General features: G+C 71.2%; 12 protein-coding genes, 1 tRNA gene and 1 pseudogene. 8 read left to right on the forward strand and 6 right to left on the reverse strand.

The window, feature by feature from the left end; translation table 11 throughout:
* Positions 1-5: 5 nt before the first annotated feature.
* Genes J3P41_RS13425 through J3P41_RS13435 form a run of 3 tightly spaced genes read right to left on the reverse strand, consistent with a single transcriptional unit; the run spans position 6 to position 3,486 of the window.
* Positions 6-755: a PIG-L deacetylase family protein gene (locus J3P41_RS13425; RefSeq protein WP_210650785.1), complete on the reverse strand. Its 750-nt coding sequence runs from the start codon at positions 753-755 to the stop codon at positions 6-8.
* A gap of 45 nt (positions 756-800) precedes the next feature.
* Entirely contained in the window at positions 801-2,087 is a 1,287-nt protein-coding gene (locus tag J3P41_RS13430; protein ID WP_210650786.1) for a DUF1501 domain-containing protein, read from the reverse strand.
* A gap of 1 nt (position 2,088) precedes the next feature.
* Positions 2,089-3,486, reverse strand: a complete 1,398-nt coding sequence (locus J3P41_RS13435; RefSeq protein WP_210650787.1) for a DUF1800 domain-containing protein — start codon at positions 3,484-3,486, stop codon at positions 2,089-2,091.
* 161 nt (positions 3,487-3,647) lie between these two features.
* On the opposite strand from J3P41_RS13435, the gene J3P41_RS13440 reads away from it, so the two are divergent.
* Positions 3,648-4,601: a GNAT family N-acetyltransferase gene (locus J3P41_RS13440; RefSeq protein WP_210650788.1), complete on the forward strand. Its 954-nt coding sequence runs from the start codon at positions 3,648-3,650 to the stop codon at positions 4,599-4,601.
* Between the two features lie 177 nt (positions 4,602-4,778).
* Here the strand turns inward: J3P41_RS13440 and J3P41_RS19415 are convergent.
* A pseudogene (locus tag J3P41_RS19415) lies at positions 4,779-5,222 on the reverse strand (competence protein CoiA family protein); the annotation flags it as partial.
* A gap of 923 nt (positions 5,223-6,145) precedes the next feature.
* On the opposite strand from J3P41_RS19415, the gene J3P41_RS13450 reads away from it, so the two are divergent.
* From J3P41_RS13450 to J3P41_RS13475, 6 genes are all read left to right on the forward strand, one after another.
* Positions 6,146-6,946 carry a hypothetical protein gene (locus J3P41_RS13450; RefSeq protein WP_210650789.1) on the forward strand — a complete coding sequence of 267 codons (801 nt, stop codon included), beginning with the start codon at positions 6,146-6,148 and terminating at the stop codon, positions 6,944-6,946.
* 10 nt (positions 6,947-6,956) lie between these two features.
* A complete protein-coding gene (locus J3P41_RS13455; protein ID WP_210650790.1) occupies positions 6,957-8,087 on the forward strand; it encodes a hypothetical protein in 1,131 nt (376 codons plus the stop codon).
* A 3-nt stretch (positions 8,088-8,090) separates the two neighbouring features.
* Positions 8,091-8,411, forward strand: coding sequence for a helix-turn-helix transcriptional regulator (locus J3P41_RS13460; protein ID WP_210650791.1), 321 nt, complete (start codon positions 8,091-8,093; stop codon positions 8,409-8,411).
* Positions 8,408-8,815: a hypothetical protein gene (locus J3P41_RS13465; protein ID WP_210650792.1), complete on the forward strand. Its 408-nt coding sequence runs from the start codon at positions 8,408-8,410 to the stop codon at positions 8,813-8,815. The genes J3P41_RS13460 and J3P41_RS13465 overlap by 4 nt, the downstream gene beginning before the upstream one ends.
* A complete protein-coding gene (locus tag J3P41_RS13470; RefSeq protein ID WP_210650793.1) occupies positions 8,815-9,924 on the forward strand; it encodes a site-specific integrase in 1,110 nt (369 codons plus the stop codon). Before J3P41_RS13465 ends, J3P41_RS13470 begins: the two co-directional genes overlap by 1 nt.
* A gap of 15 nt (positions 9,925-9,939) precedes the next feature.
* Positions 9,940-10,013: transfer RNA gene (locus J3P41_RS13475), tRNA-Ile, on the forward strand.
* A 4-nt stretch (positions 10,014-10,017) separates the two neighbouring features.
* Here J3P41_RS13475 and J3P41_RS13480 read toward each other — a convergent pair.
* Together J3P41_RS13480 and J3P41_RS13485 are read right to left on the reverse strand one after the other, a co-directional pair.
* Positions 10,018-11,586 carry a serine/threonine-protein kinase gene (locus J3P41_RS13480; protein ID WP_210650794.1) on the reverse strand — a complete coding sequence of 523 codons (1,569 nt, stop codon included), beginning with the start codon at positions 11,584-11,586 and terminating at the stop codon, positions 10,018-10,020.
* A 98-nt stretch (positions 11,587-11,684) separates the two neighbouring features.
* The gene (locus tag J3P41_RS13485; RefSeq protein WP_210650795.1) at positions 11,685-13,076 is read right to left on the reverse strand and encodes a serine/threonine-protein kinase; all 1,392 of its coding nucleotides are present in this window, start codon (positions 13,074-13,076) and stop codon (positions 11,685-11,687) included.
* Between the two features lie 73 nt (positions 13,077-13,149).
* Here J3P41_RS13485 and tyrS point away from each other — a divergent pair, with 73 nt between their 5' ends.
* Positions 13,150-14,436, forward strand: a complete 1,287-nt coding sequence (gene tyrS, locus J3P41_RS13490) for a tyrosine--tRNA ligase (protein ID WP_210650796.1) — start codon at positions 13,150-13,152, stop codon at positions 14,434-14,436.
* Positions 14,437-14,800: the final 364 nt, after the last annotated feature.

A 14,800-nucleotide genomic window follows, 5' to 3' on the forward strand; every position in this document is an offset into this window, starting at 1 on the left:
CCGGCTCAGCCCCACCCGAGCGGGAACACCTCGAACGTCGCCGCGTGCGTCACACCCAGGCCCTGGCCGCCGCCGCGCAGGATGCCGTCGAGGAACTCCTCGGGGTCCCAGCCCTCCCAGCCGAGGCCCTCGATGTAGGCCTTGTGCTCCCGCAGGGACGCGACGCCGTCCTGGAAGGTGTCGGTGACGTCGACCGCGTGGGCGGCGTCGGGGGACCCGCCCGCCCACACGGCGCGTACGCCGCCCCAGGGCTCGAGGCCGTCGGCGAGCTGCTCGGGGAAGATCCAGCGGTTCCCCGCGTCGCGGACCGCGTCGAGGAGTGCCTTCCCGACCGCGATGTGGTCGGCCTGGTTGAGGCTGGTGCCGCCGAAGGTCTCGCGGAAGTTGATCGTCATCGCGATGTCCGGCCGGTGTCGGCGCACCACCTGCGCGAGCGTCCGGCGCAGCGCCACGCCGTACTCCAGGACGCCGTCCGGCAGGCGCAGGAACTCGACCTCGTCCACCCCTACCGCGCGGGCCGACGCGATCTCCTCGGCCTCGCGCAGCGGAGCGCACTCGTCGGGGTGCAACCCGTCGATCCCGGCCTCGCCGCTGGTCACCATGCAGTAGACGATCCGCTTGCCCTGGCCGGTCCAGCGCGCGACCGCCGCGGCGGACCCGTACTCGATGTCGTCGGGGTGGGCCACCACGAACAACGCGGTCTCCCAGTCCTCGGGGAGCGGCTCGTAGGCAGGAGGGGTGGGCGCCTGTGTCATGCCCCGAGCATGGCATCGGGCGGTGCCGGCTGTCTGCCGACGTGGCTAGACCATCACGCCGACAGGCTGCGGCGAGAAGCCCGGGAAGACCTGCGCGACCGAGACCCCGAAGCGCTGGGTGACCACCTCGGTCAGCACGCTGCGGTAGTCGGTGGTGACGAGCACGTCGGCGTCCAGGGAGTCGGTCAGCCCCGGCCAGGATCCGTAGTAGCGCCCGCCCCGGACGCCTGCGCCGGCGACGAACATGACGTTGCCGAAGCCGTGATCGGTGCCGTAGCCGTCGTTCTCCTTGACCCGTCGGCCGAACTCGCTCAGCGTCACCAGCGTGACCCGGTCGGCGGCCGGACCGAGATCGGCGAAGAAGGCGGCGATCGCGGCGGCGAGGTCGCCGGCGTTGCGTCTCATGTCGCCCCACTCGACGGTGCCGGCGTCGGTGTGCATGTCCCAGTCGCCCTGGTCGACGGTGACCACCTCGGCGCCGACGCCGGCGCGCACGATCCGCGACACGTCCGACAGCGCCTTGCCCAGCCCGCTGTCCGGGTACGGCGTCGTCGGCGTGCCCGCCGGCAGGTTCCTGGCCGCGCCGAAGGTCGAGGCGCCGGAGATGGCGTCGCGCACGGCCCGGCCCATCAGCCGGTCGCCCTTCCACGCGTGCTGGAGGGACGCGAGGCGGCGGCCGTCCTCCTCGGTGCCGGCCACCTCGGCGTCGTCGACGTCGCCGACGACGAACGCGGGATTGGCGCCGAACAGCGACGTCGGGACCTGGTTGCCGATCGCCGTGCCCTGCAGCGGGGACGCACCGGGCAGCTCGCCGAGCAGCCGGTTGAGCCAGCCGTTGCGGGCGGTCGATCCGGGTGCGGCGTCCTCGATCGCCTCCATGGCGGCGAAGTGGGAACGGTTGGGGGTGGCCATGCCGGTGGCGTGCACCGCAGCGAGCGTCCCCGCGTTCCACATCGGCAGGAGCGGCGCCAGCGCGGGGTGCAGCCCGAACATGGCGTCCGGCGCCAGCAGCGCGGTGTGCGGGATGCCGATGCGCGGACGCGCCGCGTAGTACGCCGGGTCGGCGTGCGGCACGACCAGCGAGAGGCCGTCGGCCGCGCCCCGCAGGGACAGCAGCACCAGCACGTTGCCGGTCGCCGGGGCGAGCCTGCTCGACGTACGGCCGGTGACGGCGTACGCGCGCGGACCGGAGCCGCCGAGACCGGGGCCGAGCGCGAGCGCGCCGCCGGCCAGGGCGGTGCCCAGCACCGCGCGGCGGCTCAGCGCCCGCCGGGCCTCGTCGTAGTCGGGGCACCCGCAGGCTCGGGTCGTGGGGTCGGTCTCGATCGTCATGTCAGCACGCCAGGTGGTCGGGGGAGTCGAGGACGGCGGCCAGCAGCCGCGGGAAGCCCCACTGGTAGAGGCCGTGGTCGCGGTCGATCCTCTCCTTGGCCCGGCAGCCGGTGGCCAGGGACGCGGTCGTGACGAGCCTCCCGGTGGCCGGGCGGTGGAGCAGGTCGCGGCTGACCTCGTCGACGAGGTCGGCGAACCGGATGGGCTTGCTCGGCACCCAGGCGCTCGGCTTGCGGTAGTGCAGGTCGGCCGTGGGCCACCAGCCGCCCGCCATGGACCAGTGCATCTCCATCGAGCCGAGCGCGCGCGACGGCGACGCCCACACGTCGTTGCGCACCGGCGTGCCGTCGGGCCGGGGCCACGCGTGCGGGGCCAGCCCGAGGCCGGAGGCCTGCCACAAGATGGCGTGCACGCCGGAGTCCGCGCCGCGGGGCCGGTCCAGGCGCACGCCCAGCGCGCGGTAGGTCGCCACCACGTCCTCGCTCGGGTCGCGCAGCTTCTGGCCGGCCGACGAGCGGAACTCCTTGCTCGCCACGAGCGCGCGCAGCACCGGCACGATCGCCGTGTCGTTCTTCAGGTAGACCTTCGCGAGCCGCCGGACCAGCGACTGCGGCGGGTCGTCGCGGACGAACTTGGTCGCGAGGCGCTCGCACAGGTGGTGCGCGGTCAGCGGGTGGTGGGCCAGGTAGCGCAGGTACGCCCGGGTCACCTCGCGCCCGTCCTTCTTGCCGTTCTCGTGCCGGAAGCCCTTGACCTGCACCGGACCGGTCCAGTGGTCGTCCTCCACGTAGGACGCCGCCCACGTCTCCCACAGGTCGACGTGGTGCCCGGTGAGGATGCGCGCCGACGCCTTGACGTCGTCCTCGTCGTAGTTGCCCGTGCCGAGGGTGTGCAGCTCCAGCAGCTCGCGCCCGAGGTTCTCGTTGGGCGCCCGCTTCGTGGACGTGGCAGCCGACAGGAAGATCAGCATGGCCGGGTGCGTGGTGGTCTCGGCGAGCAGCTGGTCGAAGCGGCCGAGCGCGTGGCGCCGCACGGTGTCGCCGTAGTCCACCCGCCACGTGAAGTGGGCGTCGCCGCTCACCGGCACGTGGAGCATGGCCTCCCAGAACTCGGTCATCTTCTCGAGCACCGGCCGGCGCGTGCGGATGCGCCGCACCAGCAGCCAGCGGCCGTAGTCCTCCATTACCTGCCAGCCGCCGCGCACCTCCGCGAGCTGCCGCTTCCACAGGTCGGCCGGCTTGCGCTCGAGGTCGGGCCACCACCGGCGGACCTGCTCGGCATCCCGGTCCGGGAACGACCCCGGCCGGGTGAGCTGCTGCTCGAACCACGCCTGCGCACCGCCGGCGCGGCGTACGTCCGCAGCCTGGGTCGCGTCGACGCCGTAGCCGAAGCGCGTCACCAGGTGACGCTGCGCCGGGGTCAACAGCGCAGCCTGACGGTTCCGTGCCACCGAGGTCCTCCCATCCCGAGACGCATCACTGTCCCATGCCGCCCGGCGGTCGCGAAGTCGAACGCCGATATGCGGTTGCGGTGCCTCCCGGTGTGCGGTCCGATGCCCCGGTGGACATCGAGGAGCTCGACACGACTGACCCGACCGCTCGGCGGGCCTGGTACGACGCCCAGGACCGCGCGATCCGCGCGGACCGTCCTCACGCGCTGCTCGAGGCGCTCGGCGCGGTCGAGCTGTCGATGACCGAGCCCGGTCCGTACGCCGACCGCACCTGGCTGCAGGCGGTCGACCGCGGCGAGGTGCTCGGCGTCGCGCAGCTCGAGCTCCCGACGACCGAGAACCTCGACGTCGCCTGGACCGAGGTGAGCGTGGTGCCCGAGCACCGGCGCCGCGGGATCGGCCGAGCGCTGTGGACCGCGGTCGTGGAGCACGCCTGCGCCGCGGGCCGCACCCGGCTCGGGGGCGAGGTCAGTGTCGACCTCGTCGTGACCGGCGGCGGCTACGACTTCGCCGTCGCGATGGGCGCCGAGGAGCGACACCGCGAGGACCACCTGCTCGCCGAGCTGCCGCTGGCCCCGGCGCCCGTCGACGCGGCGTACGAGGTCCTCACCTGGCGGGGGCGCTGCCCCGACGAGCAGCGGCCGGCCTACCTCGCGATGCGCAACCAGATGAACGCCGACCTCCCCACCGGCGACCTCGAGCTCGAGGCGACGGTGCTCGACGACGAGCGCTTGGCCGCCTCGGAGGAGCGGCTGGCGAGGTCGTACGACGTCCGGGTGGCCGCGGCCCGCCGCCGCGACGACGGCGTCCTCGGCGGGTACTCCCTGCTCTTCGTCCCGCACGGCGCGCACTACGGCTGGCAGGACGACACGATGGTGATGCCCGAGCACCGCGGCCACCGGCTCGGCGCCGCGCTGAAGTCGGTGAACTACGCCGGCCTGCCGGCCGAGGTCACCACCGTCCACACGTGGACCGCCCCCTCCAACACCGCCATGCACCACACCAACACCGCCCTGGGCTTCCGGGTCGTCGAGCACATGCACGAGGTGGAGGTCGTGCTCTGAGCGACATGCCAGCGCGATCGGCGCCCAAGACCTGGCCGGCGAAAAGGACCAGTCAGTCCCAGGCTGGGACCACGGCGCTTGACGAGACGACGTGGGGCAACTCGTGGGGCAAGGAGCGGACATGCGGGACCAGGCAGTCGCCAGAGTTTGCGCAGGCAAAACCCCGCTGAGGGCGATCGGGGACAACTGGACCTCGATGGTGTGGCTACGGTCGTTGACCACGACATGGATGTCGGCTCGTCCATCGGATCCGAAGTAGTGCTCCATCGTCGCGCTCAACCCTTGGGCTTCGAGCCAAGCGACCAGGGCTCGCTGGCAGCGTAGGTGCTCGTAGGAGCGGGCGGCGCGTGCGTTGTCGCTCGCTAGAGCACACTCGGCGCCGGGACGGTGGCTGAAGTATGGGATTCGGATCTTCCCGGCCTTCAGGCCCAGAGGGCCTCCACAGCCGTTCGCCTGAGTGCTGCACCAGAACCGTTCGTTGTGCAGTGCCTTGAGCTGCAGCGCCTCACCCCGCACCGGCGACAGTTCGACTGCGCGCGTTCCATCCGGGCCGTCGACGACTGCATGAGCCAGTTCGCGCTTGGCTTGCGTGCGTTCGTGGTGTCCGGTGTCCCAGTCCATAGCGCAAGGATGGAGTTGACCACCGACAGCCGCATTCCGGGCGGTTCGCGCGTTGATGAGCGTCAGGCACACCAAACAGCAGGCGGTGGCGGGTCAGGGACGCGCGGTCGTGCCGGGATTCGAGCGTTGCGGTCGGAGCGCGCGGGACGCACCATGAGCAAATGACTCAGCCGTTGCCCGAGCCCCCCCGACCAGGACGACGTCGAGGCGTGGCGTGACCTGCAGGCTGTGCTTGAGGAACGCGACCGCGAGTGGTGGGCCGCGGCGAACGACGCGGACGGCTGACCGTTAGGCCACGGCGGGGTACGGTCGGTCGGTCGCAGGCGGCAGTACCCCGTGGCGCCGTCTGCGTCGCGCCGGGGTGCCGCCTTCCGGCTCGACCTGCTCGCGAGCTGCAGGTCGCAGCGCGGGCCGCTCGTGAGCGCCGGGTTGTGCGTAAGCTGCGCCAGCGGTGACCAGATCTGCCGACGCCCGGTTGAGCAATCAAACTGCGAGCTGGGGTCCCTCGCGTGTTCGCACGCCGCTCGCCCTAGGCACTCGCTCGGCGCGCAGCCGACAGTCAGGCCGCTTGCAACGCCCGCTGGGGCGCGCGGATCCGACGGCTGAGAGTCGGTCACTGGGCTGAGGTAACCATGGGGTCGACCGCGAAACATGTCGCGGACGATCTTCGACCGCCGGCTCGGAATGAGGGCGGCCGGGCGTCGCACATGCCGTCGTGGCAGCAGGACTAAGCAGCTTGGCGGCGACGCCGCAACCGACCTTCGAACCAAGTCAGGCGCCACGCGCGAGGCTTCCGGCGAGCCACTGTCCATCCAGAGGACGAATTCTTCGGTGGCCAACCCCACGGACGGCGTGTCGGGACCGTTTGTCCTGCGAGGCTCTCGCCGCGCGCACTCGGCGCGTCAAAAGATTACGGGGGGAACATGCGAATCAAGACCGCAATGGCCTTGGCGGCCTTCACGACGGCAGCGGTGGTCGTGCCTGCGCCGGCCAACTCGGCGACCGGGGGGTCGTCAGTCGACCGGTGGATCGAGATGCACCCGCAAGGCGAGCGCGCGGCCGAGCGAACACTGCTCTCGTACGCCAAGACGACCGACCAGCCGGCAGACCAGGCCGCGGAGGAGCTCCTCGAGGAGTTCGACCCTGAGCTCAACGGGGGCGAGGAGGTGCTAAGCGAACTCGTGGCCGCCGGCTTCCTCGACACCACCGGCCTCCCCGGCGACGGCGAGGTCGCGCCCGCCGAAGAGGTGTTGGCGAGGTCCTCGGACGGGGGCGGGTCCAACCGGGTGCCGATCGGCGACGCCCGCGCGCGGGGCGACTACTTCTACCACCACTCTTCGACCTGGGGCTTCAATCACGGACATGTCGGGATGTTCCGACGTAAGGACGTGATCATCGAGGCGGCGAGCGCGGAGCTTGGCGTGCGTAGGGTGTCGTCCACGGCAAGGAGGGTGCCGGTCGGAGAAACCGTCCTCAACGAGCTCAGCGGGACGCCGTACTCCCAGCGCGACGCCGCCACCGAGTGGGCCAACGCTCAGGAGGGGGCGGCCTACCGAGACTTCTACTCGCAGAACAAGACCCACTCCAGGCCGTTCAACTGCTCCCAGCTGATGTGGGCCGCCTTTGACCGCGAGGGCCTGGACCTCGACGCCAACAGCGGGGCGTTCGTCCTGCCGCAGGACATCCTGCAGCACTGGCGCTCGCAGCCCTACCGCGGCGTCTGAGTCGCTGGTCATGCGTTCTCGGGGGGCGGCCGCGCTGCTGGTGTGCCTGCCGATGCTCGGCGCCTGCTCGCTCTTCCCGTTGGGGGAGGGCGAGCAGGCGCCACAGCGGGTGGCCGTCGCGAATGGTTACGGCAAGGCCGTTGCCGCCATCACGACGGAGGCGTGGTCGGAGCGACCCGATCTCGCCGCGAACGTCATCCTGGTAGAGCCGGACGGGTCGTGGACGACGACCGCTACCGCGGGTGTCCGCATGCCGACCGCCTCGATGAGCGGCAGCCGCTTGGTCGTGCCCGATGCCGAGGGTCAGGTTGTGATCGGTCCGAACTCGAGTCGCCGACTGGACCGCGACGGCGACAGCGATCTAGGTGAGTGGTCGGGACAGGCTGGTTCCTGGCACTTCTCGGTACTCAACGATGGGACTCGCGGCCAGGATGACGGCCGGTACTTCTTCAACATCGCGGCTTGGGACGGCGGCGAGGAGCTCGTCGAGGGTGAGATTGACCAGGACGCCCTCGGTTTCGCGGCGTGTGGTGACGACTTGTATGCGGTGACGCGGCCTTGGAGGCTCGGTGACGACGAGCTGACTCTGACTGAGGTCGCGGTGGAGGAGGACGAGATCGTCACCCGCTCTGTCCCGGTCGCCGCCCTCGCCGGATCCAAGCCGCGCCTGGCCGGTGCAGCCTGTCTGGGTGCCAAAAACGACCGCGCCATGCAAAAAGGCCCGGGAGGTGAGCTAGCACTCTTAGCGGAGAAGCGGGGAGTGCCGGAACTCATGCTCGTCGACATCGCCACGGCGACGGCTCGGACCATCAAGTTGCCCGAGCTGACCGACGCCTACCTCCTCCGGATCGTTGGAGCAGTCGGTGATGACGTCCTCGTCGATACCCACGACGAGATCGTGCGCGTCACGCGCACCGGCCGCGTCACCTCTGTCGTAGAGCGGTCCGAACAGTCGTTCACCTGGAGCGTTGGCGTGTCTGGGGAAGAGCTGCTCGTGTGGGAGGTGGAGGACGCCGACCACGTCGTCCGATGGGTCAGCGCTGACGGCGACGAGACGTCCGCGATCCGAGTCTCTGGCGTCCAGGAACACCTCGGCCATGTCGAGGAGAACGTCTTCGGCGCCCCGGTCAGTCTGCGATGACCAGTGCAGTCTCAGGCGCTGACGCGCTGGTACGCGTCTTGCAGTGCCGCCACGGCATCGGCGATGCGAGGAGAGCGCGCAGCCAAGGGGCTGTCGCTCGAGCAGGTCGCCGACCGGTCCGGCATCCCCGTCGTCTCAGTGCAGCGCTACATCGCCGGGAAGCGCGCGATCGACGTCGCCATCCTTGCCGCACTCGCCGAGGCCCTCGAACTCTCGCCGCGCGAGTTGATCGAAGCGGCCGAGAGCCGCCTTTCGCGCATGGACGAGATCGCAGCTCGGGACGAGGACTGGTGTCGGTCGCCACGCATAGCGTCCCGCGCATGATCCACCCGTGGCGCCTTCTCCACGAGGCCGAGCATGTGCTGCTCGACTGGCACGACGGCGGTCCGATGGGCCGAGCGCACTACGCCACGGACACGATCAGCCTCCGCCGTGGTATGTCGTGGGCGCCGCGGCGCTGCACCGTCGTGCACGAGCTCCTGCACCTGCGCCGCGGTGTGCCTGCGCATGGCTGGACCGCGCAGGACGAGCAGCGCGTACGTCGCGACTCGGCGCGGATGTTGCTGCCTGACATCCACACGATCGGCGAGGCGCTCGCCTGGGCGCTTGACGAGCATGAGGCGGCCGACGAGCTCGGCGTGGACGTGCCGACCTTGACGAACAGGTTGCAACACCTGCACCCGTCGGAGCGGGGCTACCTCAAGATGCGGCTCGAGAAGGTGGGCTGATGGCCTGGTCCGAAAAGCTCCCGTCCGGCAAGTACCGCGGCCTCTACCGCGATGGCGCCGGGAAGCGACGCAGCGCCGGCACGTTCACCCACAAGGCCAAGGCCGAGCGCGAGGCCGCCGCGAAGGAACGCGACGCCCGATCGCTGCTGTGGCGCGATCCCGAGGCGTACAAGCGGCCGTGGGGGGAGTGGGCCGACGAGTGGCTCAAGGCCCGGCAGGTCGAGGCGACGACCGCGAAGGCCGACGGCGTCCGCCGCCGCAAGCACCTCGACCCGCGCTGGTCCGCCGTGCCGATCGGCTCGATCACGCGCCACGACGTGAAGGCGTGGGCGGTCGACATGGCCGCGGCTGGTGTTGGGCCTTCGACGGTGCAGCGCGCGGTACACCTGTTTTCCGCGTCGATGAACGCGGCCGTTGACGCTGAGGTCGTGCAGTCGAACCCGGCCTCGCGGATCAAGCTGCCGAAGGGGGCCCAGGTCGTCGAGCGGTACCTGACCCACGACGAGTTCGACGCGATCCGTGCCGAGATGCCGTCGACCGACGACCAGCTCGTGGTGGACCTGCTTGTCAACACCGGCCTCCGGTGGAGCGAGCTCGCGGGCCTGCACTGGTGGCGCGTCGACCTCGCGCGCCGAGTCGTCATTGTGGCCGAGACCTACGACGAGACCAGCGGCAAGATCAAGGCCTACCCGAAGGGTCGTCGTGCGCGCGAGGTCCCGCTGACAGACGACCTCGTAGCCACGTTGACCCAGCGGAAGTCGCAGGCCGCGAAGGCATGCGGCGTCCCCCACTCGGCCGGCATCTGCCGCTCCGGCCTCGTCGCCACGACCGAGCGCGGCTACCCGCTGCGGAACTCGAACTGGGCGGCAACGTGGCGCGACACCCTCGAGCGCGCTGGCGTCGGGCACGCTCGGATCCACGACCTCCGACACACCTACGCCTCATGGCTGCTCCAGCAGGGCATTCCGCTCGCCGAGGTTGGTAGGTTGCTCGGGCACGTCTCGACGCAGACGACCGCGAAGTACGCGCACCTGGCGGGGACGCCAAGCGCAGCGGTCCTCGCGGCACTGGCTGCCCCACGAAAGTCCCACGGGACGGGTGCCGACTAGTCCGGTTGAACGTGAGGGGCGGTAGCTCAGTCGGTCAGAGCAGAGGACTCATAATCCTTGGGTCGTGGGTTCGAGCCCCACCCGCCCTACCGGTCACCCTTCGCCGGCGACGAGGTACTGGTCGCCGTCCTGGGTGAGCTGCAGCCGGCCCTGCTCGGTGGTGGTCCTGCCGTCCGTGGTGACGAACTCGATGGTGTACGACACCGTCATGGTGCTGGGGTCGGCCCGGATGCCGGTCGGGGTCGCGGAGCTGATCGTGCTCCAGAACCCGGCGTACCGCCCGTAGCCGCCGCTGTCCGCCTGGAACTCGGGCGTCAGCATGTCGAACGTGGTCTCCGGGTCAGCGGTGACCGTGGCGAAGTAGTCCTGCACGAAGGCCTGCATGGACGCGGCGGTCGCACCTGCGGCCGGTTCGGTCGGCTCCTCGCTCGGATCCTCGGTGGGCTCCTCGGTGGGCTCCTCGGTCGGCTCCTCCGTCTGCGGGTCCGTCGCAGTCGGGTCCTCGGACGCCGACGGATCGGTGGTGGGGGACGGCTGGTCCGACGCTCCTGCGTCGCTCGTCTCGGCCGCTGGCGAGGTGCCCGCCTCGTCGCCCGGCCAGAGCAGCCACGCGCCGACCCCGGCCACGAGCACCAGGGCGAGCACCGCGGCCACCCAGGCCAGCGGCAGCCGGCGCGACCGTCCGGGCTCCGGCGACATCGGGGGCGGCGCCGTGTCCCGAGCCGGGGCGGCTCGTTCCGGCGCCGCAGGACTCGGGGGCGCGGCCGCCGGTGCGGGAGCGGCCGCAACGACGGGCATCGTCCTCGTCGCGGGGCCGGTGCCCTCGTCGGTGGCGTCCTCGCGCGGATCCGTGGCGACTGCGGTGCTGGGTCGCCCTCGCGCGATGAGCCGCAGGTCGTCGCGTACCTGCCGGACGGACCAGCGCCGAGCCGGGTCCTTCACCATCATCGCGGCGAGCAGACCGGCCGCCGGGTGGTCGGCGGGCAGGCGGGGCGGGTCCTCGTTGACGACCTTGTAGAGGCCGCCGAGCACGTTGTCGCCCACGGCGTACGGCGGCTCCCCGACCAGCGCGTGGTACAGCGTCGCGCCGAGGGACCACACGTCGCTGGCGGAGGTCGCCGGCTGCCCGGACGCGACCTCGGGGGCGAGGTAGGCGGGGGAGCCCGTCACCAGCCCGGTGTGCGTCAGCGTCGCGTCGCCCACCGCGCGGGCGATGCCGAAGTCGGCCAGCTTCGTGTGGTCGTCGGCGCCGACCATGATGTTCGAGGGCTTGACGTCGCGGTGGACGATGCCCGCCGTCCCGGCCTGCACGAGGGCGTCGGCGGCCTGCCCCAGGATCCCGGCCGCGCGGCGGGGGTCCAGCGGACCCTCCGCCGCGACCAGCTCGGCCAGGCTGTGGCCCTCCACGTGCTCCATCACCAGCCAGTAGCAGTCCTCGTCCTTGACCAGGTCGAAGATCGACACGACGTGGGCGTGGTTGATGCCGGCAGCCAGCCGCGCCTCGCGCTCGGCGCGCGCGATGTCCTCCGCGGTGGTCCCCGGCAGCAGGCCGATGCGCTTGATCGCCACGCGCCGGCCCAGCACCTCGTCGTGCGCGAGGTGGACGACGCCGGCGCCGCCGCGCCCGATCTCGCGCTCCAGCCGGTACCTGCCTGCGATCACGTCCCACCCCTTCCGCTCCTGATCAGGCTAGTCACCTGCGGGAGAACCTCCTCACCCGTGAGGACCAGTACCCCGGGCGCTGCGGCCGACGCCCGGGGTCAGCCCTCGCCGGCGATGAACAGCCGGTCGTCGAGGCGCTGCAGCTGCAGCCGGACCCGCTGCGTGCTGGTCTCGCCGGACTCCATCACGTAGGCGACGGTGTAGCCGACGGTGAGGTCCGAGGGGTCGCTGGAGACCTCGGTCAGCTCCGCTGAGCGCACCCGGCCCCACCACCCCATGTAGCCCTCGTACCCGCCGCTGGCGGCCCGGAACTCCGGAGTGAGCTGCTGGAAGGCCGCCCGCGGGTCGGTCTGCACCGTGGCGATGTAGGAGGTGATGAACTCGTCCATCTCGGCGCGCCGCTCCTCGACCGACACGTCTGGAGCGCTCGGCGAGGACTCCGGCGCACCGGGCGTCCCGGCCGCCGACTGCGACGAGCCCGACGGGTCGGGGAGTGCCTCCGGGGTGCCGCGCCCGGCCCAGACGTACGCCGCCACCACGGCCGCCACCGCTGCGAGTGCGGCCGCGGCGATCCAGGCCCAGCGCGCCGTCCCGCGTCGCGCCGCCGGGGTCACGGCGGTGGCGGCGTGCGGCGGCACGGGGGCCAGGACGTCGGAGGTCCGGGCGGCGGGGGCGACCGGTGACAACGGGGCTGTCGACGGCTGTCCGGCGGCGAGGCGGGCCAGCTCGTCGCGCACGCGCGCCATCGGCCACCGGCGCTCGGTGTCGCGGGTCATCGTCACCGACAGCAGGCCGGCCATCGGGTGGTCGGCGGGCAGGCGGGGCGGATCCTCGTGCACGATCTTGTAGAGCGCGCCGACGAGGTTGTCGCCGACGTCGTACGGCGGCCTGCCGGTCACGGCGTGGAACAGCGTCGCGCCGAGCGACCACACGTCGCTGGCCGGCGTCGCCGAGGAGCCCGAGGCGACCTCGGGCGCGAGGTACGCCGGCGAGCCGGTCACCAGGCCGGTCTGGGTCAGCGAGGGGTCGTCGGCGGCACGTGCGATGCCGAAGTCGTTGAGCTTGGCGGAGGCGCCGGCGACCATGATGTTGCTCGGCTTCACGTCGCGGTGCACGATCCCGCGAGCGTGTGCCTCGACCAGCGCGTCGGCGATCTGTGCGAGCAGCGCAGCCGCCTCGATGGTGTCGAGCGGGCCGGTGGCCCGCACCCGCTCGGCGAGCGTCTGGCCGTCGACGTACTCCATGACCAGCCAGCGGACGTCGTCCTCGTCCACGAGGTCGAAGACCGACACGACGTGGGGGTGGTTGAGCGCGGCGGCGAGACGGGCCTCGCGCTCGGCGCGCTCGAGCTCCACGTCGTCGGAACCCGGGATCATCCCGATGCGCTTGATCGCCACCGGTCGTCCGAGCACCTCGTCGGTCGCCAGGTGGACCGTGCCGGAGCCGCCACGGCCGATCTCCCGCTCGAGCCTGTACCTGCCTGCGATCACGTGCCGTCCTTCCTGACTGCTCGCCCTAGGCTAGTGCGCGACCACGAACCCGATTTCACCCGAAGGAACGCGCGTGACGACCCCGAATGTCCTCGACGAGCTGGAGTGGCGCGGTCTCATCGCGCACTCCACCGACCGCGACGCGCTCCGCGCGGCGCTGGGTGAGGGGAGCGTCAGGTTCTACGTCGGCTTCGACCCCACCGCCCCCAGCCTGCACATGGGCCACCTGGTCCAGGTGCTCACCGCCAAGCGGTTGCAGGACGCCGGTCACCGGCCCTACGCCCTGGTCGGTGGCGCGACCGGGATGATCGGTGACCCGCGCGACTCGGGGGAGCGGACGCTCAACTCGCTCGACACGGTCAAGGACTGGGTCGGTCGGGTGCGCGGCCAGATCGAGCCGTTCCTGTCGTTCGAGGGCCCGCATGCCGCGACGATGGTGGACAACTACGACTGGACCGCGTCGATGTCCGTCATCGACTTCCTGCGCGACATCGGCAAGCACTTCCCGGTCAACCGGATGCTCGCGCGCGACGTCGTGGCGCGCCGCCTCGAGGCAGGCATCTCGTTCACCGAGTTCAGCTACGTGCTGCTCCAGTCCCTCGACTTCCTCACCCTGTTCCGCGAGCACGGCATCACGCTGCAGTTCGGGGGCTCCGACCAGTGGGGCAACCTCACCGCCGGCGCCGAGCTGATCCGCCGTTCCGACGGCGGCCACGCCCACGCGTTCGCGACGCCGCTGCTGACCAAGGCCGACGGCACCAAGTACGGCAAGACGGAGGGCGGCGCCCTGTGGCTCGACCCCGACATGCTCTCGCCCTACGCCTTCCACCAGTTCTGGCTCAACGTCGAGGACGAGAAGGTCAGCGAGTTGCTGCGGGTGTTCACGTTCCTCTCCCGCGAGGAGATCGAGGACCTCGAGCAGCAGACGGTGGAGAAGCCCTTCCTCCGTGCGGGTCAGAAGCGCCTGGCCGACGAGGTGACCGCCCTGGTGCACGGCACGCACGAGGTCGAGCAGGCCAAGGCCGCCGCCGCGGCGCTGTTCGGCGGCGGCGACCTGGCCTCCATCAAGCCGGACACGCTCGCCTCGGCGCTGCGCGAGGCCGGCGGTACGACGCTGCCACCCGGCGAGCTGCCCGGGATCCTCGACCTCCTCGTGGCCGCCGGCCTGGCGAAGAGCAAGGGCGAGGCCAGGCGCACCGTCAGCGAAGGCGGCGCCTACCTCAACAACGTCCGCGTCGAGGACCCCGAGCTGCAGCCGACAGAGGCCGACCTGGTCGCCGGGTCGTGGCTCGTCCTGCGCCGTGGGAAGAAGAGGTTCGCCGGCGTCGAGGTCGCCCCACGCGTCACAACAGGCCTCTGACCTGCGAAAACGCGTGTGTGCTCGCGGTCACACCGTTTCGATTTGCGCGTTCCCCGGGCGTTGTCTAATGTTCTGTCTGTCGCCAGGGAGCGGCGGGGAGCAAGACCGGTCAGGTCGGGCTCCCGGCCCCGGGCAGGACAACCCGAAGCGGTCATCGGTCACGGTGACACCACCGGGTCAGAGCGAAACAGCCAGGATTTGCCTGGCAGAAAGTCGCTCGCTAGGTTTGACCAGTTGCCTCACGCAACCGAGATCCTCACCGGATCGCGATGTGAGTGCGTCTGATTCTTGAGAACTCAACAGTGTGTTTGATTAGTCGACGAATTAGTTTGTTATGCCCCGTTGGCTGTTTCTGGTGTCTGCT

The sequence above is a fragment of the Nocardioides sp. SYSU D00065 genome (assembly GCF_017916425.1).
Lineage (GTDB): Bacteria > Actinomycetota > Actinomycetes > Propionibacteriales > Nocardioidaceae > Nocardioides.

Bases quoted from the DNA above. Each gene is read 5' to 3' on its own strand.
- J3P41_RS13450 (WP_210650789.1), top strand. From the start codon at position 6,146: ATGCGAATCAAGACCGCAATGGCCTTGGCGGCCTTCACGACGGCAGCG.
- J3P41_RS13465 (WP_210650792.1), top strand. From the start codon at position 8,408: ATGATCCACCCGTGGCGCCTTCTCCACGAGGCCGAGCATGTGCTGCTC.
- J3P41_RS13470 (WP_210650793.1), top strand. From the start codon at position 8,815: ATGGCCTGGTCCGAAAAGCTCCCGTCCGGCAAGTACCGCGGCCTCTAC.
- J3P41_RS13425 (WP_210650785.1), bottom strand. From the start codon at position 755: ATGACACAGGCGCCCACCCCTCCTGCCTACGAGCCGCTCCCCGAGGAC.
- J3P41_RS13430 (WP_210650786.1), bottom strand. From the start codon at position 2,087: ATGACGATCGAGACCGACCCCACGACCCGAGCCTGCGGGTGCCCCGAC.
- J3P41_RS13455 (WP_210650790.1), top strand. From the start codon at position 6,957: ATGCGTTCTCGGGGGGCGGCCGCGCTGCTGGTGTGCCTGCCGATGCTC.